This is a genomic window from Haloarcula quadrata, assembly GCF_003634715.1.
In the GTDB taxonomy this organism is placed as follows: domain Archaea; phylum Halobacteriota; class Halobacteria; order Halobacteriales; family Haloarculaceae; genus Haloarcula; species Haloarcula marismortui.
Genome location: NZ_RBWW01000001.1, coordinates 2239426 through 2258432 on the forward strand (window position 1 = coordinate 2239426; position 19007 = coordinate 2258432).

General features: G+C 64.6%; 20 protein-coding genes. 7 read left to right on the top strand and 13 right to left on the bottom strand.

The window, feature by feature from the left end:
• Positions 1–120 precede the first annotated feature (120 nt).
• Entirely contained in the window at positions 121–1170 is a 1050-nt protein-coding gene (locus tag BDK61_RS11390) for a glycosyltransferase family 4 protein (RefSeq protein ID WP_121303279.1), read from the top strand.
• Positions 1171–1193: 23 nt separating this feature from the next.
• On the opposite strand, the gene BDK61_RS11395 is transcribed toward BDK61_RS11390, so the two are convergent.
• Positions 1194–2651: an MFS transporter gene (locus tag BDK61_RS11395; RefSeq protein WP_269764279.1), complete on the bottom strand. Its 1458-nt coding sequence runs from the start codon at positions 2649–2651 to the stop codon at positions 1194–1196.
• Here BDK61_RS11395 and BDK61_RS11400 point away from each other — a divergent pair.
• Entirely contained in the window at positions 2637–3740 is a 1104-nt protein-coding gene (locus tag BDK61_RS11400; protein WP_121303280.1) for a glycosyltransferase family 4 protein, read from the top strand. The two genes, BDK61_RS11395 and BDK61_RS11400, sit on opposite strands and share 15 nt — an antisense overlap.
• Before the next feature lie 32 nt (positions 3741–3772).
• On the opposite strand, the gene BDK61_RS11405 is transcribed toward BDK61_RS11400, so the two are convergent.
• The 4 genes from BDK61_RS11405 to gatC all read right to left on the bottom strand — a co-directional run bounded on the left by BDK61_RS11405 (position 3773) and on the right by gatC (position 6790).
• Positions 3773–3955, bottom strand: coding sequence for a hypothetical protein (locus BDK61_RS11405; RefSeq protein WP_004956911.1), 183 nt, complete (start codon positions 3953–3955; stop codon positions 3773–3775).
• 41 nt (positions 3956–3996) lie between these two features.
• Positions 3997–5142 carry a M48 family metallopeptidase gene (locus BDK61_RS11410; RefSeq protein WP_121303281.1) on the bottom strand — a complete coding sequence of 382 codons (1146 nt, stop codon included), beginning with the start codon at positions 5140–5142 and terminating at the stop codon, positions 3997–3999.
• A gap of 91 nt (positions 5143–5233) precedes the next feature.
• Positions 5234–6511 carry an Asp-tRNA(Asn)/Glu-tRNA(Gln) amidotransferase subunit GatA gene (gene gatA, locus BDK61_RS11415; RefSeq protein ID WP_007187744.1) on the bottom strand — a complete coding sequence of 426 codons (1278 nt, stop codon included), beginning with the start codon at positions 6509–6511 and terminating at the stop codon, positions 5234–5236.
• On the bottom strand, positions 6512–6790 hold the full coding sequence (gatC, locus tag BDK61_RS11420; RefSeq protein WP_004956920.1) for an Asp-tRNA(Asn)/Glu-tRNA(Gln) amidotransferase subunit GatC: 279 nt from the start codon (positions 6788–6790) through the stop codon (positions 6512–6514).
• A gap of 225 nt (positions 6791–7015) precedes the next feature.
• Between gatC and BDK61_RS11425 the strand changes: the two genes are divergently transcribed.
• Together BDK61_RS11425 and BDK61_RS11430 are read left to right on the top strand one after the other, a co-directional pair.
• Positions 7016–7990, top strand: a complete 975-nt coding sequence (locus tag BDK61_RS11425) for a transcription initiation factor IIB (RefSeq protein ID WP_004591831.1) — start codon at positions 7016–7018, stop codon at positions 7988–7990.
• Between the two features lie 43 nt (positions 7991–8033).
• The gene (locus tag BDK61_RS11430; RefSeq protein ID WP_011223578.1) at positions 8034–8510 is read left to right on the top strand and encodes an NUDIX hydrolase; all 477 of its coding nucleotides are present in this window, start codon (positions 8034–8036) and stop codon (positions 8508–8510) included.
• A 7-nt stretch (positions 8511–8517) separates the two neighbouring features.
• Here the strand turns inward: BDK61_RS11430 and BDK61_RS11435 are convergent, their stop codons facing one another.
• From BDK61_RS11435 to BDK61_RS11455, 5 genes are all read right to left on the bottom strand, one after another.
• The gene (locus tag BDK61_RS11435) at positions 8518–9612 is read right to left on the bottom strand and encodes an asparagine synthase C-terminal domain-containing protein (RefSeq protein ID WP_121303282.1); all 1095 of its coding nucleotides are present in this window, start codon (positions 9610–9612) and stop codon (positions 8518–8520) included.
• Positions 9612–10298, bottom strand: a complete 687-nt coding sequence (locus tag BDK61_RS11440) for a PHP domain-containing protein (RefSeq protein WP_004956929.1) — start codon at positions 10296–10298, stop codon at positions 9612–9614. The genes BDK61_RS11435 and BDK61_RS11440 overlap by 1 nt, the downstream gene beginning before the upstream one ends.
• A 249-nt stretch (positions 10299–10547) precedes the next feature.
• The gene (locus BDK61_RS11445) at positions 10548–11783 is read right to left on the bottom strand and encodes a TIGR04347 family pseudo-SAM/SPASM protein (protein ID WP_121303283.1); all 1236 of its coding nucleotides are present in this window, start codon (positions 11781–11783) and stop codon (positions 10548–10550) included.
• Positions 11780–12094, bottom strand: coding sequence for an Htur_1727 family rSAM-partnered candidate RiPP (locus tag BDK61_RS11450; RefSeq protein ID WP_121303284.1), 315 nt, complete (start codon positions 12092–12094; stop codon positions 11780–11782). The genes BDK61_RS11445 and BDK61_RS11450 overlap by 4 nt, the downstream gene beginning before the upstream one ends.
• A gap of 174 nt (positions 12095–12268) precedes the next feature.
• Positions 12269–13294, bottom strand: a complete 1026-nt coding sequence (locus BDK61_RS11455; protein ID WP_121303285.1) for a hypothetical protein — start codon at positions 13292–13294, stop codon at positions 12269–12271.
• Positions 13295–13333: 39 nt separating this feature from the next.
• Here BDK61_RS11455 and BDK61_RS11460 point away from each other — a divergent pair, with 39 nt between their 5' ends.
• Positions 13334–14032: a hypothetical protein gene (locus BDK61_RS11460; RefSeq protein ID WP_244209765.1), complete on the top strand. Its 699-nt coding sequence runs from the start codon at positions 13334–13336 to the stop codon at positions 14030–14032.
• 29 nt (positions 14033–14061) lie between these two features.
• Here BDK61_RS11460 and BDK61_RS11465 read toward each other — a convergent pair whose 3' ends face one another.
• Positions 14062–14736 (bottom strand): cytochrome c biogenesis CcdA family protein, encoded by a 675-nt coding sequence (locus BDK61_RS11465; protein WP_121303286.1) that lies wholly within the window; start codon positions 14734–14736, stop codon positions 14062–14064.
• Between the two features lie 53 nt (positions 14737–14789).
• Between BDK61_RS11465 and ccmA the strand changes: the two genes are divergently transcribed.
• Together ccmA and BDK61_RS11475 are read left to right on the top strand one after the other, a co-directional pair.
• Positions 14790–15488, top strand: a complete 699-nt coding sequence (gene ccmA / locus BDK61_RS11470) for a heme ABC exporter ATP-binding protein CcmA (protein WP_121303287.1) — start codon at positions 14790–14792, stop codon at positions 15486–15488.
• On the top strand, positions 15485–16162 hold the full coding sequence (locus BDK61_RS11475) for a heme exporter protein CcmB (RefSeq protein ID WP_004956946.1): 678 nt from the start codon (positions 15485–15487) through the stop codon (positions 16160–16162). The genes ccmA and BDK61_RS11475 overlap by 4 nt, the downstream gene beginning before the upstream one ends.
• A 12-nt stretch (positions 16163–16174) precedes the next feature.
• Here the strand turns inward: BDK61_RS11475 and ccsA are convergent, their stop codons facing one another.
• Positions 16175–18541 (bottom strand): cytochrome c biogenesis protein CcsA, encoded by a 2367-nt coding sequence (ccsA, locus tag BDK61_RS11480; protein ID WP_121303288.1) that lies wholly within the window; start codon positions 18539–18541, stop codon positions 16175–16177.
• Positions 18538–19002, bottom strand: coding sequence for a thioredoxin family protein (locus BDK61_RS11485; protein ID WP_004956950.1), 465 nt, complete (start codon positions 19000–19002; stop codon positions 18538–18540). Before BDK61_RS11485 ends, ccsA begins: the two co-directional genes overlap by 4 nt.
• Positions 19003–19007: the final 5 nt, after the last annotated feature.

A 19007-nucleotide genomic window follows, 5' to 3' on the forward strand; every position in this document is an offset into this window, starting at 1 on the left:
AGCTTCGATATCATGCTTTGGGTACTTTCTGGCTGTTCTGAACTTTTGTGTGGGACGCAAGCACTGCCTCTCACAGGGAAAGTCGATAGGATTTTCGGCCCGGCCAGAGAGCCCCGAGACGTGCGCGTCCTGAACTATCTCGAACTGGCCGACCGCCTCGACCGGTCGGGCATCGGCACCGCCGTAGACCACCAGCGGGCGGCGCTGTCCGAGACCGACATTGAGGTCGAGACGACGCCCTGGCAGGAGGGGCACCCGGCATGGGCGCTGGGGGGCAATATCGCGTTCAACGACCCGATGTTCCGCGAGTTTGACATCGCCCACTGCAACATGATCGGGCCGGGCTCCGTTGCCGTGGCCCGGTACGCGGCGCAGGCAGACATCCCGCTCGTCCTCCACGCTCACGTCACCCGCGAGGATTTCCGGGATAGCTTCCGCGGGTCGAATCTGATCGCGCCGGCGCTGGGCCGCTACCTCCGGTGGTTTTACTCCCAGGCCGACCTCGTCCTCTGTCCCTCTGAATACACGAAAGGTATCCTCGAATCGTACCCAGTCGACGCGCCGATACGGCCGATGACAAATGGCGTCGACATCGACGCACTGGCGGGCCACGAGGATATGCGAGAGGACTACCGGCGGCGCTACGACCTGGATGGGATGGTGGTTTTCGCTGTCGGAAACGTCTTTGAGCGCAAGGGGCTGACGACGTTCTGTGAACTCGCCCAGGAGACGGAGCACGACTTCGCGTGGTTTGGCCCCTACGACGCCGGGCCACAGGCCTCAAAGACCGTCTCCCGGTGGGTGAACAACCCGCCTGAGAACGTGACTTTTACCGGGTGGGTCGAGGACATTCGTGGTGCCTTCGGGGCCGGCGACGTGTACCTGTTCCCGACGAAGGCCGAGAATCAGGGCATCGCCGTGCTAGAGGCGATGGCCTGCGGGAAGGCGGTCGTCCTCTCGGACATTCCGGTGTTCCGGGAGTACTACGAGGACGGTCACGACTGTCTCATTTGCGCGGACGAGGCCGAGTTCCGCGAAGCGCTGGAGCGCCTCGCCGAGAACCCCGACCTGCGGGAGCGGCTTGGTGAGAACGCAAGACAGACGGCCAGAGAACACAGCTTAGACCGGGTCAGCCGGCGGCTTGTCGAGACGTACGAAGAGCTAGCCTGAGGGTCGTTCGAAGCGGACAGTTGTTACGCTGAGAGCGGTTCGCTGTTGACAGATATCGTTGATGAGCGCCGCCAGACGACCGCGACTAGCACCGCGCCGACCAGCACCAGCGCGCCGGCGACGCCGAACGCGAGCAGGAAGTCGTAGCCCCCGAGCCAGCCGCCGAGTATCGACCCGACACCGCTCGCGAGCCCGGAGATAGCGGTGTACAGCCCGAGCGCCTCGCCGCGGATCGCCGGCGGTGCGAGCTGGGTGACGACGCTGGCCGCGGTGACGGCGATGACGGCCCAGGCGACGCCGATGAGGGCGAACACGACACCGTTGACCGCTGTGCCGACGAGCGTGGCCGGGAGGAGCAGTCCCACAGCGGCAACAGCCGGATGGAGCGCCGCGCGGGCGAGCAGGCCCCCGACTTGGAGCCCGCTCGGGCTGTAGCGTTCAGCGAGTGCGCCAGCACGATCGTACCACAGCGCCGAGCCGACGCTGGAGACGAGATACAGCGCGAAGACGAGTCCCGATTCGTAGCCGAGCGTCCGCGAGAGATACAGCGGCAACGGTCCCCAGAACACGCCGAAACCGACGAAGAAGACGATGACAGCGCCAAAGTAGATTGTCAGTGCCGGGGAGAACCGGGCCGCGACCTCCCGGGGGTGTAGCGACCGCGTGAGCCAGTACAGTCGGCCCTGACCGACCGGGAACGTTGCGCTCCGGACCGGCAGTCGGCGCGACCGGGCGATAGCCCGTGCCACCCGGCTGGCCCGCGGACGGTCGATTTCCGTGGGGTCGGGCGGAAGCCACTTCGCTGCGAGAAACGCCGACAGGCCGACGGCAGCCGCACACAGCCACAGCAGCGACTGCTGGGCGGCAATCTCTCCAAGTGGTCCAGAGAGTAACGCCGTCCACACGAGCCCGAGGACTAACCCACCGGCCCAGCCCCAGCCCTGATAGCGGTTCAATACAGCGAACCGCGCCGGCCAGTCCCGCTCGACGGTCCCTGCGGTGACAAGCAGCGTCAGTACCGGCGCGACAGCGCCCGCTGCGAACCATAGCAGGCCGTTACCGGCGATGACAAGCCACGGCTCCTCAGTAAGCGAGACAAGCACCAGCGCAAGGGTCGCAAGCCCCAGTGCGAGGAGGACGAGCGACCGACGCTTCCCCGTTTTGTCTGCGATGCGTCCGAAGATGAGTGCGCCCGGCGCACCCGCGGCGGCGGCCACCCCGGCGAGAACGCCCAGCATGAACGTCTCGCCGCCGATGGCGACGAAATACAGCGGAACAAGCAGTGAGCCCCCGCCCAGCGCAACCGACGCGAGTGCCCAGGCGTACAGCCAGCCGTCCCGGTCCATTACCCACAATCCACCACGGTGCCTGAAAAGCGCTCTGGCGCCTGTGCTCCGGTGACAGTCGTCTGACGTGTGGCTTGCCAATGGCAACGGTTTAAGCCCTGGTCCTGCTACGCCGCGGCGATGGCACTGCCGCACGTCGCGACGTTTACCGACACGTACCTCCCGACCGTCAATGGAGTGACCTACACGGTCGAGACGTGGCGGGACCGCTGGCGCGACCGCGGCGGTCGCATGGACGTGGTCTACCCGAAAAGCGACCACGACTCATCCGAAAACGAGTATCCGGTCCGGAGCCTTCCGTTCCCGTTCTACGAGGGGTTTCGACTCGGGATGCCACAGATACCGAAGGGCGTCCGGGACGCCGAACTGGTCCACGCCCACACGCCGTTCAGCCTCGGGATGGCGGGCCAGCGACTCGCAGGGAAACTCGACATCCCGTTCGTCGCGTCGTATCACACGCCCACGAGCGAGTACGCCGAGTACGTCTCGTTCAACGGCGCTGTCGAGTCAGCGGTCCGCTCCAGCGCCGAGAGCTACGAACGCTGGTTCCTGGGCCGTGCCGACACCGTTATCGCGCCAAGCGAGCGCGCAGCGACCCATCTCCGGGAGTCTATTGGCCTCGATACGACAGTGACCGTCGTTCCGAACGGCGTCGACACGACCGCGTTCGAACCGGTCGACACAGCTGCGTTCCGGGAGCGCTATGACCTCCCCGACGGCCCTATCGTCGGCTACACCGGCCGCCACGGCTACGAGAAATGCTTGGAGGACATCATCACCGCCTGCGAGGGGCTGGACGTGACCGTCGTGTTCGCCGGTGACGGGCCGGCCCGCGAGTCACTCGAAGCGACGGCCGAGCACAGCGACGCCGACGTGCGCTTTCTCGGCTTCTTAGACCGCGTGGAACTCCCCGAACTGTACTCGACGCTCGACGTGTTCGCGTTCCCCAGCCCCGTCGAGACGCAGGGTCTGGTCGCGCTGGAGGCAAACTGCTGTGGGACGCCCGTCGCCGGTGTCGACGCCGGCGCACTCAGCGACACTGTCGAGGACGGCGAAACCGGCTACACCTACGACGAAGGCGATATCGACGGCTTCCGTCGAGCTATCGAGCGCGTCCTCGACGAGCAGGAACATCTTCGAGAGCGCTGTCTCGCCCGGCGCGATATTATTAGCGTCGAGCACGCCATCGACAAACTGGCCGACGTGTACGACAGCGTGCTGTAGCCGTCATCCACGCAGCGTCTGAGTCACGCAACTCAGGCCCGCGAGTGCGACCAGCCGATACCGAACGCGAGCCCGTTGAGCGTTCCAAGCAGCATTCCGAGATAGAAATCCCCCAGTGACACGGCCAGTATCAGGCCGGCCCCGATGCCCAGGGCCAGCCCCTTCAGGACCGTCGGCCAGTGGAGCCAGCTCAATCGCCCGTCGTCGTCGCTCATACACCTTCTCGGGCCGCCGGCGAGTAAACTGTACCCATTCGTCACGGCTGCTCGTGCTGGTCGAGGGTGGACTGTCGCTCCGTCAGGGCATCGATGCGGTCGTCGACGGCTGGATGCGACCCGGGTAGCACACGTTCGGTGACTGTTCGCCAGCGATGAGCGAGGCGTTCGGCCCGTCCCTCTGGCGGAGTTTGCTCGTCGGGCGCAATGGCGTGGGGAACCACACAGAGTTCTCGGACGCCGGTCTCGGCGGTTCGGATGTCTGTGTCCGGACGCTGACTGTCTGTCAGCGTCTCCAGCGCGCTGGCAAGTGCCGCCGGGGAGCCACAGATAGCGACACCGCCTGCGTCTGCAGCGTACTCCCGGATTCTGGACAACAGCCGGTAGCAGGCCGTGCTAGCGAGATACAGCGTCGCCGTGACCGGTATCGCAATGGCAGCAAAGAGCAGCATCACGATTTGAATGTTCCCGCCAGCGAACCACGTCCCGTCCCGGTCCTCACCGCCGAGGAACCAGTGACAAAGCCCCGAGTACTGCACTGTCTTCCCGAGCGTGCGAGTAAACAGCGCGCTGACGGTCGGGAGGAACGCGGCCGCAGTCATGACGAACGCGTCGCCGTTCTTGAGGTGGGCCAGTTCGTGGGCGATGACGGCGTCGAGTTCCGCGTCGTCGAGCTGGTCGACGAGCGCCGTGGTCACGAACAGCGTCTGCTCGCCGGGCCGGCTGGCGACGTAGCTGTTGGGCGCTTCGGCGTCGATAACCGTCACGTCCGGTGTCGCCATGTCTGCCGTCTGTGCTAACCGAACCACTCGCCCTTGGAGACGGTCGGCGGTTTCGCTGCGCCGTACCTCCGCCCGCATCTCATCGATGGACTCGGGATCGGATGCCCTGGATTCCGTTGCAGTTGTCCCAGCACCCCGGAGCGTCATCCGGTAGCCGTAGATGGACTGGACGGCGAGGACGAGCGGCGTCCCGACGAGGATAACGGGCCACAGCGGCACGATATCGAACCCCATCGTCCAGAACAGCGTCCCGGTGTCGTACCCGACCAGCGGCAGGAGGCCAAAAGCGACATGACCCAGCACGTACGCGACGGCGACAGCCACGGCGTCGAACACAACAAGTCCCACTACGAGCGCGAGGAGGCGTGCGCGGAGGGACCACGTAGTGGACAGGAGGGAAGCCATAATTGTCTGTTCGTCATGACGAACAAAAAGTGTACGGAGGGTTCGGCCCCAGCCTCAGGCCATCGGCTCGGATGATTGCTTACTCGCGTGCTTATGCCAGTGCGCTGCCGGCCCGGATAATTTCGCGTTCACCGAACGCCGGCCCGACCAACTGGAGCCCGACCGGCAGTCCATCGTCGGTTTCGCCAGCGGGAACGGAGATAGCCGGAAGGTTTGCAAGGTTCACCGGCGTCGTGTTGGCGTCGGCCAGATACATCGTGAGCGGGTCGTCGAGGCTTTCGCCGCGTTTCATCGGCGGGACGGGCATCGTCGGCGAGGCGAGCACGTCGGCATCGTCAAGCGCCTCGTCGAAGTCCTGTTTGACCCACGCGCGGGCGTCCTGTGCTTTCTTGTAGTACTTGTCGTGATAGCCCGCTGAGAGGGCGTACGTTCCGAGGAGAATCCGGCGCTTGACCTCCTCACCGAAGCCCTGTTCGCGGGCGTTCGCGAAGGACTCGTTCCAGTTGCCGTCGTAGCCGCCCGATTGGCCGTAGCGGACGCCGTCGAACCGCGCGAGGTTTGAGGACGCCTCGGACATGGCGATGACGTAGTACGCTTCGACGGCGTGTTCCACCGACGGGAGGTCGACCTCGTGGTAGCTCGCGCCCTGGGCTTCGAGGTCGTCCATTGCGTCCCAGAACGTCTCGACGACCGCTTCGTCAGCCCCGTCAAGCAGTTCCGTCGGAACGCCGATAGAGAGTCCGTCGACGTCACCGTCGGCGGCCGCTGCGTAGGAGCCGTCGGCCTCGGGCGCTTCCTGCGTCGTCGCGTCGTGTTCGTCGGGCCCGGCGATGACATCCAGCAGTTCCGCAGCGCCCTCAACAGACGGCGCGATGGGACCGATCTGTTCGAGGCTGTTAGCGTAGGCGATGAGGCCGTACCGGGAAACCAGCCCGTAGGTCGGCTTGATGCCGACGACGCCACAGAAAGCGGCCGGGCAGCGGATAGAACCGCCAGTGTCGCTTCCGAGTGCGAGGTCAGCGTCGCCAGCGGCGACGACAGCAGCCGATCCGCCGGAGGAACCGCCCGGCACGCGGCCTTCAGCGGCGGGGTTCTCGACGGCCCCGAACGCTGACGTTTCGGTGGTCGTCCCCATCCCAAACTCGTCCATGTTCGTCTTGCCGGGGATGGTCGCGCCGGCGTCTTTCAGCCGCTCGACGACCGTCGCGTCGTACGGCGGCACGTAGTCTTCAAGCATCGCCGAGCCACAGGTCGTCCGGACGCCCTCGGTGGAGATGTTGTCCTTGACCGCGACGGTCTTGCCCGCCAGCGGGCCGTCATCCGCGCCCTCGATGGTCTCGTCGGTGACGTAGCCGTTGTACTCCGTCATTTACGACACCTTCGGCCCCTTGAACTGCCCTTCTTCGGTGTCGCTGGCGTTCTGGAGCGCCTCCTCTTGCGAGAGACTCTCTCGTGTCTCGTCGGGGCGCATCACGTTCGAAAGTTCGGCCTCCCGTTCCGTCTCGGGGACATCGTCGAGCGCTTCGAACGCGTCGAGAATGTCGGCAAATTGCTCAGTGAACCGTTCGATCTCGTCGTCTGCGAGGTCGACACGGGCGAGGTCGGCGACGTGCTTGACCTCCTCGGGATCGACGGCGGGGTCGCTCATGTCGGGGCGGAGTGCTGGATGCGCGGTAAGCGTTTCGAAACACCGGGCAGACTTATAGACCAATTAACAATTAGTGAAGGGAATACACAAGATTTGCCAACTCTTGTTTTCCGTTCCGAAAATTGGACTTCTGAAACAGACAAAACTTTTAAGTCGCCGTAGATACAACAATTGGTTACAACACGTTTTTCGGGTACGATACCCGGTTGTCCCACCCCCCAACAAATGACCGATACCAGCATCCGCCGATACTCGAACGAGCGCGAGACGGAGACAGAGCAGACGGAGGAAGAGGAGTCGGAGTCACTCGTCTGTCCGGAGTGTAGCGGTGCGTTACTCTCCGACAGCGAGCGCGGTGAAACGGTGTGTGAAGACTGTGGGCTAGTCGTCGAAGAAGACGAGATCGACCCCGGTCCCGAGTGGCGCGCGTTCGATTCGAAAGAGAAAGACGAGAAGTCCCGCGTCGGCGCGCCGACGACGAACATGATGCACGACAAGGGCCTCTCGACGAACATCGGCTGGCAGGACAAGGACGCCTACGGCAACTCCCTGTCCTCGCGCCAGCGCGAGAAGATGCAGCGTCTGCGGACCTGGAACGAGCGGTTCCGCACCCGCGACTCCAAAGAACGCAACCTCAAACAGGCCCTCGGTGAGATTGACCGGATGGCTTCGGCGCTCGGACTGCCAGAGAACGTCCGCGAAACGGCTAGCGTCATCTATCGGCGCGCACTCGACGAGGACCTGCTCCCCGGCCGCTCCATCGAGGGCGTCTCGACGGCGTCGCTGTACGCCGCCGCGCGCCAGGCCGGGACGCCGCGGTCGCTCGATGAGATTGCCGGCGTCTCACGCGTCGAGAAAGACGAAATCGCCCGGACTTACCGCTACGTCGTCCGCGAACTCAGCCTCGAAATCCAGCCGGCCGACCCCGAAAGCTACGTCCCGCGGTTCGCGTCGGACCTCGACCTCTCGGAGGAGGTCGAACGGCGTGCCCGCCAGCTCCTCCAGAACGCCAAGCAAGAGGGCGTCCACTCCGGGAAGTCCCCGGTCGGCCTCGCCGCTGCGGCGGTGTACGCCGCTTCACTGCTCACCAATGAGAAGGTGACCCAGAGTCAGGTCAGCGAAGTCGCCAACATCTCCGAGGTTACCATCCGCAACCGCTACCACGAACTGCTGGAAGCAGAGGACAACATCCACCCCTAATCGGTATCGTAACCTAAACCACCGATTGTGCCGTTCCATCGGTATGGAGACCACTCGGCATTTTGTCGCCACCGTCTACGTTGTCAGTGACGGCTCCGTCGCGCTCCACGAGCACAGTAAGCTCGATATGTGGCTGCCCGCTGGCGGCCACATCGACCGCGACGAACTCCCTCACGAGGCCGCGCTGCGCGAGACCCGCGAGGAATTGGGCCTCGATGTGGACCTCATCGCACCACAACAGGACATCGAGAGCGAGACTGTTCAGTCGATGCCCCAGCCACAGCATTTCCTGCTCGAGGACATCAACGTCAACGCAGAGGGCGATGTCGGCCACCAGCACATCGACTTCATCTTCTATGGCCGGACGGACAGCCGCGACATCACACCGGGGCCGGGCGAACAGCCAGCTGACGACTGGGAATGGTTCTCTGCTGATGAGTTACAGGCCCGAAGTGAGGAACTCCCGGCAGATGTCGTCGAGGTCGGCCAGCGAGCAATCGAATCCGTCCGCGAGGCGTAGCCGCGGCTCACTCCACGAGCGATTCGACGTACTGGGTAACGTGGTCGTCCATCCGGCGCTTGTAGCCGGCCTGTCGCGCCAGCCGGTCGAGTTCTCGGGCGGCAAGCGAGCCGTACTGGGCGGCCTTTTTATCCCGGTCCGCAATCTCGTCCGGGAGCGATTCCCGGGCCGCCGCCCGGAGCGCGACCTTTCGCGTCTCGCCGTCGACGAGCAGGTCGCCGTCCAGTCGGAGCGCGGCACCAATAACGCGGTCGTGTAACAGCGGCGTTACCGGCTCGACGCCGGCGGCCCGCAAGGCGAGCACGTCCCGCTCCAGTTGGTCGGGGAGCGAGGCGATGACCTCCCGCTGAGCCCCGCGGACGGTGTCGGCCTCGACGCGAGGGTCTTCTGGAGCCTTGGCGACTTTCGCGTAGCCGCCGAACAGCTCGTCGGCTCCCTGGCCGAGCGCCAGTCGGTCGAAACCGTCTGCGGCGACCCGCTCGGCGACGAGGTACAGCGGGAGCGCTATCTGTACGTCCATCGCGTTCGTGCGTGCGGTGGCGCGAGCGATCTCGGGGACGGCCCGTTCGATGGCGTCGTGGGTGAGTTCGACCACGCGGACCTCGGTCCCCAGCAGTTCGGCGGCTGACCGCGCCGCCTCGATATCGTGGCTGTCCGGGAACCCGGCGACGTACAGCGGCGCGTCGAGTCGGGCCGCGAGCAGCGCCGAGTCCACGCCGCCAGAAAAGGCGATTGCGAGAGAGTCAGTGTCGACAGCGTCAATGCTCGTCTCGACAGTCTCACCGACCGTCTCGATAGCTGTTTCACGGTCTCCGAACGGGTCCAACGACGGGAGCGACCACCGCTGTTGGGTCCCGCTCTCGTTTCGAATATGGCCGGCAGGGAACGACCGCGGGTCGGCCAGCGCCGTCGGGTCGTGGCTCCACTGTCCGGGGTCAAGCCGCGCCTCGTCAGAAACGGCACGCTCCACGAACAGCGGGTACCGTCCGAGAACGTCGCGGACGAGCGTTCCGTCAAGTTCGCCCGCGAAGCCGCCAGCACCCGGGAGCGCGTCGTCGCTTACGAGGGCGTCGGCGACGGTGTCCGCATCGGCCCCCTGCATCACTGTAGGAGCTCCGCGATGCCGTTCTTGACCCGTCGCTTCGCCCCGCCGGCGGCCTGCCGGAAGCTGATTCGCCACGGCGTCCGCTTGCCCTCGACGGTCGTCTTGCCCTCACGGATGGCGTCGAGAATCGCTTCGACTGTCCGCTCGTCCGTGCCGACGTTGGTGACCGCCTGCCCGACCATCTCCGCGATGTGGGCGTCGCTGCCGGCGGTCATCGGCAGCCCCCGCCGTCGCGCGAACCGCTCGGCCTGTCGATTCGACCGTCCGGTCAGCAGCCGCGAGTTGTACACTTCGATGGCGTCGGCAGTCGCGAGTTCGTCTTTCGAGATATGTTCTAACACGCCGTGGCGGGACTCCTGAAACGGATGGGGAACGACTGCGAGCCCGCCCTGCTCGCGGATGCGGTCAAGCGTCTCATCGAACGGGAGGTGTGGCGGAATCGCCTCCTGAATCCCCAGAGCGAGGACGTGTCCGGCGGCACACGTGACCTCCATCCCGGGAATCCCGACGAGACCGTACTCCGGGGCGAGTTCGGCCGCCCGGAGGCTGGCGTCGATTTCGTCGTGGTCAGTCACGGCCAGCGCGTCCAGACCGACGCCGCTGGCTTGCTCTAAGAGAAGCTCGACCGGGTCCCGGCCGTCGTACGACAGCGACGAATGCGCGTGTAGCTCAACCGACTGCACAGGTGGCGATAACGGGGGGCAGGGCAAAAACGCCCCGGTCCGCCCCAGTGCTCACAGAGAACAAACCGGCCGCCGTGTCCATGGCGGCCGAATGCCCGAAGGAACGCCCATCTGTCCCACGAGACTGAGCGTGCGTTTCCCGACGATACGACCGTCAATCGACGGTCGCATGTGATAGTTGCCGGTACGCAGGAATGAGTCGTGCCCCTCAGCTTGGCGGGGATTAAAATGGGGTGGGACGCTGGCGGCTCAGTCGGCCGAACTCCCGCTCGCCAGCGAGTTCTCACCGGTGTCAAACGGCGCCGGCCCGTGGACCTCAGTGTCTTCCAGATAACACTGCGGGTCCGGGGCGAACAGGTCGTCTTCGACGGTGAGCGCCCGGAGTCGGGACGCCCCGCGGCAGACCCCGGCGTAGCGGCAGTCGGCGCATTTCCCCGTGAGATGCTCTTCGCGGTTCCGAAGCGCCGAAAGCAGCGGGTTCGACTCGTCCTCCCAGATAGCGCCGAACGAGCGGTCCCGAACGTTCCCCAGCGAGTACCCCTGCCAGAACTGCGTGAGGTGGACGTTGCCCTGATAGTCCACGTCGGCGACGCGTTCGCCGGTCGGGTCCCCGCCGTTGACCTGCAGGTACTCGTACACCCGCTTTGCCTGCGCGTCGCTCATGTGTTCGCGAGCGTACTCGACGAGGTAGGCTGCGTCGGCGTAGTTCCCAACCAGCAACGTCTCGATTTCTTCGCCGCGGTCGTGGTACTCGCGGGTCATGTCGCAGACCCGCTTCACCGCCTGCCGGCGGGCCTCGGGCGTGAGGTCAGCGTCGACAATCTCAGTTCCGCGGCCGCCGTAATCCAGGTGGTAGAAGCAGAAACGGTCCACGCCAACGTCGGTTAGCAGGTCAACGACGCCCTCTAGGTCCGCGGCGTTGCGCTCGGTGATGGTGTACCGGAGGCCCGTCTTCAGGCCCGCATCGAGGCAGTTCTCGATTCCCTGGACTGCGCCCTCGAACGCGCCGTCAACCCCGCGGAAGTCGTCGTTTCGCTCCGGCAGGCCGTCGACGGAGACGCCGGCGTATTTCAGCCCGGCGTCTTTCAGCGACTGGGCGCGTTCCTCGGTGATGAGTGTCCCGTTGGTCGAAAGCACCGGTCGGACGCCGACCTCGTTCGCGTAGGCGACCAGTTCTTCGAGGTCCTGCCGGACGAGCGGCTCGCCGCCGGAGAACAGCACCACCGGCGCGCCGTAGTCGGCCAGGTCATCGAGCAGCGCCTTCCCTTCCGCGGTCGAAAGCTCGCCATCGGCGATTTCGGTGTCGGCGGCGGCGTAACAGTGGTCACAGTAGAGGTTGCACTGCTTGGTGACGTTCCAGACGACAACGGGTCGGCGCTGCTTTTTGTCCCGTATCTGGCGTTTGGTCGACTCGTTTGCCGCGTCGTATCGGAGCCCGTCCCCCTCAGCGTCGAGGTCACAGAGCAGTTTCGAGACCGAAATCATCGGTTTTCACCCCGGAGCGTCTCCGACTCCATCTCGTCGACGCTCATGGTAGCGTCGTCCCCCGTCTTTCCCGTCCCAAGCGTCGTCTCGTCCGTCTGGTAGCGGCGGGTCTTGTCGGCGGGACACAACCACAGCGTGACGGCGGTCCGTGTGAACAGCGACGCGGCCTGCTCCCGGGCGATGTCGACGGACGGCGCGCTGACACTGCCGACGTGAGTGAGCGGGTCCGCCGTGTCCTCGCGGACGAACACCTCCCACTCGCGACTCGTTGCGCCGCGCGGGGCGTCTACCTCGTGGTCGAACTCTTCCATACTCCCCAGTTAGACTCCCCAAGAAAAACGGGACTGGCGCGTTCTCAGCTACTGGGAACTACCCGAACGGTGGCGTCTCGGAGCGACCGGAAAACGTCGCTATCGCCATCCGAACGATATCAGTGACCAGTGCCAACACAGCGCGATATTAGACTGTTGCAGCCAAGCCGCTTCTCACTCCGAGGTCTGCGCGTCACGGAGCGTCTGGGTATCCACGTCCTGTCGGACACGTATCGTGCTCTCGCCCGCTCGCTCGACGGTCGGGTCGTCGAAGACCGGCCAGTACGACAGGCGGAACGTCTCCCGTTCGGCGGACTCCGCGGCACCTCGATAGACGGCTTCGACGGCAGCGGGTTCCGCGGGCGCGTCGGGGGCAAACGAGAGCGTGACCTGCATCCGCGCGGTATCGTACGACTGGTTGCTGCTGTTGGGAAAGACGGTACTCGCGAGCGCACCGTAGAGGTCGCCCGCAACGCCCTCGAAGCTGCCCGGATTCGGTGACGGGAACAGCACGCCCTGTGCGTCAGCGGCGACGTAGGCGTCATAAAACAGGGGCCGAGTCTCGGGGCTGGCTCCCGTCCACGACGGCTCGTTGCCCGTTCTAGTATCGAGGAGCGCCGAGGTGAGGTCGTCGTCTTGCTCGCCGCTGAACCGGACGTAGACACTCCATTCGTTGCCGCCGATGTACGTGAGCTGGCGCTCGCCCTGCTCGTCGGTCTGGTGATACACCTGGTAGCCGTCGACGGTCGAGTCCTTCGTCATGTCCTGTGCTTCGAACGATTCGAGCAGGGACGCTGTCGGCCCACGGGCGATGACGGCGACTTCGAGCGCCTCGGTCCGGTACGTCATCGCCATCGGAACGCTGTTCTCCGTCCGCGCATCGCTTGCCGCGTCAGCGATGAGTTCGTTCCCGGCTGACGCATCAAGCCGAGCGAACCGCAGGTCGGAGACGCTCACGGTCTGATAGCCGACCTTCTGAGGGGTCGAATACGGGAGCGTCCACAGCGGGGGGAGCCAGCGCCGGAACTGGTACTCCGTCGGCACTCGTTGCACTGTCCGCTCGGGCGTCGGTGTCGCGGTGTCAGGGGGGGTTGCCGTTTCGGTGCCGAACAGGCCGCCGGACGAACAGCCGGCGACTGGAATCGAAAGCGCGGACCCGAGCAACGCGAGCGTTCTCCGGCGCGTCTGGTTTCGATTCACGATTTGGGAGCCTTGTTCGGATGTTTTTCGACCGAACCTATGAGCGTTGTGCAATCCCAGCATCCTCACCGCCGGACGCTGGCGGACGACGGCGTGAGCCAACCACCGCGCGTGTCGACCGACTTGTTTTTCATCGACGGGACGTACTACAGACCGATGCCGGACCGTCCCGATACCGTCGCCGACCGAGGCACACCGACCGTCGCGGGGGTCGTCGGTGCAGGACTGGCAGCCTGCGTTGCTGTCGGGTTCGGGTACGCGTCCCTGACTGGCACAATCGCGACGTTACGCACCGTCCACGTCTGGGTTGGGACCGCGTGGACGGCGCTCGTGCTCATGTATGGATTCATCGTTGCGCCGCTGTTGCGGGAGCGTGATACGACAGCGGCCTACGCGATCGTGGGTCGACTCGTGCCGGCGACGATTGTCCTGTTGCCCACCTTGGCAGTCGTGACGATTGCCGCCGGCGTCACGATGGCGCTGACCTACGAGATCGTGTGGCCGATGACCACGCTGATCCGGACCGTACTCGGTGTCGCAGTCGCTATCGCGGGCATCGCACTGCTCGGCGTGCTGCCGACAGACGTTCTCACGTATCGCGAACTCCAGAGCGCGAACCCCGACCCCGAGCGCGTTGTTTCCCTCGGCGCTCGTACCGCAACACTACTTACCGTCCAGGGGGCACTGCAGGTGATGATGCTGTTCCTGATGCTTCGTGTTGCTGCAATGGCCACATAGCACACCAGCGACACCACGCTGTTGCCGCGTCAGATATTCGAGAGCAAGACGCGGTCTAGCTGGAACAGCAGCGCGACACCACTCAGTAGCAAGAGATACCCGGCGAGACGACGGACCGTTTCCGTCTGTTCGACGCCCGGGAGTGCGTCTCTGACCCGTCCGCCGACGACCTTGCTCCCGTAGGCAACACCGAGCATCGGGAGGCCGAATCCGGCACCGTAACTGAACAGCAGGAGACCACTCTGTGAGACATCGCCAGTCGTTCCCGCATACGCCAACACGGCACCCAGAACCGGGCCGACGCACGGCAACCAGAGGATCCCGATAACGAGTCCGAGCGTGAACCCGGCGGCGAGCGGGTGGGCCGCACTCGAGAGAACGCTGATACCGTCGACCCGTCCCGAGATTTTCGACGCGGTCGCCGCGTACGCTTCGTGGAGGTCGTCATCGGCCATGACCGCGCCGAAGGCGATGATGACGAGGAACGCGGGCGCCCGAAGCGAGTCGGACGTGAGCGTTCCCAGATAACCCGTGAGCAGGCCGACGAGCGTAAACGAGACGATGCTCCCAGCGACAATCGTGAGCGGTTTCAGCCGATGGCCCACGCTCCCCGACAGGAGCGGCGGAAGCACCGGGAGGCAACACGGCGTAAAGACAGTCACGGCACCGGCGGCAAACGACGCGAGAAGCGAAACCGCTGCCATACCCGTACTTGCATTACAAAAGGTAAAAACATCTGCTGTCCGTGTCTCCGGTGATGGCCTTCCTCTCGCTGTCTACAGTCTCAAAGTATTTCGGCCCAAAGGTCGGTGTTGAGGGGATTACTATCGACGTGAGCCGCGGCGAGACGGTGCTTCTGTTCGGTCACAACGGGTCAGGCAAGACCACGTTACTCAGACTTCTGGCGACGCTGACCCGACCGAGCGAGGGGACGATTTCCCTGCAAGGCACCGAGTTCTCCCGCGACCGGCCGACACAGCGCGGGGAACTCGGGTTCGTCGCCCACGAGACGTATCTGTATGAACAGCTGACTGCCCTCGAGAACCTTCGCCTGCACGCCCGGTTACATGGGGTTGACCCGAATCGATGTGAGGCCCAGCTGGACGCTGTCGGGCTCACCGACAGAGGGACCGACCCCGTAAGCGAGTTCTCCCACGGGATGGCAAAGCGGCTCGCACTCGCACGGGCGACGCTACATGACCCCGCGCTGTTGTTGCTTGACGAGCCGTTCACCGGGCTCGACGAGGAGTCACTGCTGCGGGTGACGGATCAGCTACGCGAACTGGAGGAGACGACAGTCGTCTTTGCGACACACGACGTGGACCGCGGGTTCCGCTACGCCGACCGGGTGCTCGTGCTCGACGGCGGACAGCTCGTCCGGGATATCGACACGGCCCAGTGTCCCGGGCCGGACGCGATCAAACAACAGTATGTGAACGCACCTCGACAATTATGATTCGGCAGTATCTTCGCGTCGTCCGAGCTATCGCGGCGAAAGACCTGTTGCTCGAAGCACGCGGTAAGCGCCGGGCCAACGGCGCGGCAGTGCTGGCGCTGCTGATAGTCGTTATCTTCTCGTTTGTGTTCGTCCGCCGCGTGGACGAGCAAGCGGTCATCGCCCGCGGTGGCCTGTGGATCGCACTCGTCTTCGCCACGACGCTCGCCCTCTCCCGTGGCATCGCCGTCGAGGACGACAACGCCGCAATCGAGGGGCTGATGCTCGCACCTGTCGACCGGTCCGCGATTTACCTTGGCAAGGTCTGTAGTTCGGCAGTGTTCGTGACTGCAATCGGGTGGGTAACACTCGTCGCTGTAACGGTGTTTCTCGGCACGCCGTTCGAACCCGCCTTGCTCGTCCAACTGGCGCTCGTGTTCCCACTCGCCGCAATCGGATTCAGCGCCGCCGGCGTGTTGTTGACCGCGCTGACGTTAAACTCACAGGTCAACGAATCACTCCTGCCGGTGTTGCTCGTCCCGCTCGTCGTCCCGGTTATCCTCGCAGGGATCGAACTCACGAGCCTCGCCGGTGGGCCATTCTGGCTGTCGGAGTGGTTCCGAATCCTCCTCGTGTACGACGGGACCGTCATCGTCACCGGGTGGGTGAGCTTCGAGTTCGTCATCGAGGCCTGACCGCGCTTCGACTCAATCGCGATTTCCGGAGCGACGGCCACCGGCGGCACCCGACGCTGGATCGAACAGGAAGACCAGCCCCATGCCGACGAGCATCACTGCGACGCCGAACCAGATCTGGTTGGCAAGCGGGTAGCGACTGATTTCGATCGAGAGCCCGCCCGCGGTTCGAGTCCCCACGACGTACGTGTCGCCGGTGATGCCACGTTCGATGAGCGGGTCGTTCGTCTGCATATCGCGACCGCGATACGACTGTTCAGCGACAGTGCCATCGGCGACCAGCGTGTCGCCCCGGTACAGTTGAACGTCGAACCGATGGTCGACGACCCGCGGCGAGTACACGTCTGTCGGCGGGGCCGACGCCGGTCCGACGTTTTCCCCGTTGGTGTAGACGAGCGCGTCGATGTTCTCGGAACGAGGGTCAGAGAGTGTCCCGCGGGCGACGATCACCGACCCCTCTTCGAACTGCACCGTCCCGCTGTCGGCACCGACCCACACGCGGGACCCGTTGAGCTGTGCGATGGTCGTGTCCTCGAAGCGTTGCACTGCGGTCACCTCTCCTTTTACGAGAATCACCGATGACGAGGGGTCAACGGAGCCGGCTTCGGCCGGCGTCATCGCCGCCTCGGTCATCGTCGGCGTGTTCTCCGGCGAGTAGTTGGTTACCTCGACCGTGTACGGCGACCCCTCGACGTCGCGGACGATTCGCTCGCCGGTATCGTCCAGTTCTGTCGCGCCCACGATACCGACGGACGCTGTCGTCGAGAAGACATAGACGAAGGAGACGGAGACGATGAGCAGCGCCGCGCCGACGTGAATGAGGGCGATGCCGGTCTCGTTTAGCTTCGCCTGCCGTCCGGTCAGTCGGCGGAGGCGGCCCGCGTAGCGGACGATCCACGCGCCTGCGAAGTACACGGCCGGCGGCAGCACGGTGACCACACTGAGGCTCCCGATGGCGCGGTAATACACCGGGTCGAACGGCTCAGTCGACGACAGTTGCCACTCAGGTCGTGCCAGCACGACACCAACGGCGAGGGCGGCGATGAGCACTGTAGCGGCGGTCCCGACTGTCCCTCGCGTACTGAAGCGCTCTTGCTGTGCGTACATCCCTCCGGCAAGGAGCATCCCGACGACGACCGGGAAGCTCCAGAGGTTGTAGTACCGCGCGTCGACGCTGACTTCGACACCTGAAGCGAGGCTGCGAACCACGGGGAACGTGAGGCCCCAGAGCGAGACGAACGCAAGCAGGATGAACCCGAGCACGGCAGCGTGGTATATTGTCGCCCGGTCGAGCAGGCTCGCTTCTTCGGCGTCGCTTTGCTCAGTCCTGAACCAGTGGATGAACGCGGGACCGACCGCCAGCGTGCTCGTCGTTCCGAGGAGGAACAGGACGCCGCTCCCGATGCCCCCGCCGGCGAACGAGTGGACGCTCCGGAAGACACCGCTCCGGACCACGGTCGTCGCGTAGATGACGAGCGGGAGCAACGCCGCCGTGGCAGCCGGCGCGAGTACTGCGTACCGGCCGGAGCGCCGGTACTGGTTGAGCGTATGCAACACGGCGGTCAGTCCGAGCCACGGGATGAGCACTGACGTTTCGACTGGGTCCCACGACCAGAAGCCACCCCAGCCGAGGACTCGATACGCCCAGATGCCGCCAAGCGTGATCGCGGCAGTCAGCAGGAGCCACGACCCCCGGAGCCAGCGCGTCATGCTGCCCAGCCAGTCGTCGAAGATGCTCTCTGTCCCCCGGAGCCTGGTAACGAAGTGGGTCACGCCAACGGTAAAGGGAACCACCATGAGCGCGTACGCCGAGAACGTTATCGGCGGGTGGATTGCCATGAACGGGTCGACCAGTAGCGGGTTCAGCCCGCTGCCGTCCTGTGGAATCCCGTTAGCCGCGACCGACGGGTACTCTGCCGACAGGGGAGTAAACGGGCTGTCGTTGACTAGCATCCAGGCGAACACGGTGACAACGCCCATCCCAAGGGATTGCGAGAGACGTGTGCCGCGTGTGCTGTACCGGCCCAGAAGCAAGGTCGTCGTGACGACAACGGCCGTGAGCATCGCCCACAGCAGTATCGATCCCGCGTTGGACGCGTACACTCCTGTGACTTTGTACAGCGTCGGGAGGTAATTTGCAGTGTTGTCCCAGACATACGCGTTGGTGTAATCCCCACTGAGAAACTGCGAAGTCAGGTATAGCAGTGCGATGACGAACGACCCTGTCGCGACGCCCGCGGCAGCCTGGCTGACGCGAAGGAACGACTCGTCGCCGGTCACGTACTCGTAGCCGAGTAGCGCCGTGGCAAGCACGCTTCCGAACAGGCCGATTGCCAGCAGCCAGGTCCCGACTGCTAGCCCGAATACGACTGTTGTCATGTTGCCTCCTCGGACCCCTTCTCAAGCGTTGCAAGCAGTTCGTCCCGCCCGATGTACCCCTCGACGCTCTCGACAGTGTCGCCGTTTGGCGTCATAATCCGGTGCTGTGGCGGATACGTCGCTTGGTGCTGGCGAACCAGCGCTGTTCCGTTCCCCGGGTCGTCGATGTTTATTGCGAGCAGGACGTAGTCATCCATCGCAGCACGGATAGTCTCGTTCCGGTAGTGGTTCTTGTCATACCGCTCGCAGTACGTACACCACGTCGCCCAGTAGTAGACCAGAACCGGCTTGTCCTGTGACTGGGCCGCATCGAGCGCAGTACCGGGGTCGGTTTCCCACTCTAAACCGCCCTGATACGTGTGTGCGTCGTCTCGGACCACCGGTGCAGCGTTCATCGAATAGTAGCCTACCCCAAGGACTACCAGGAAGAACGCGATGGTGATCGTTTTACGAGCGTTCATTTGGT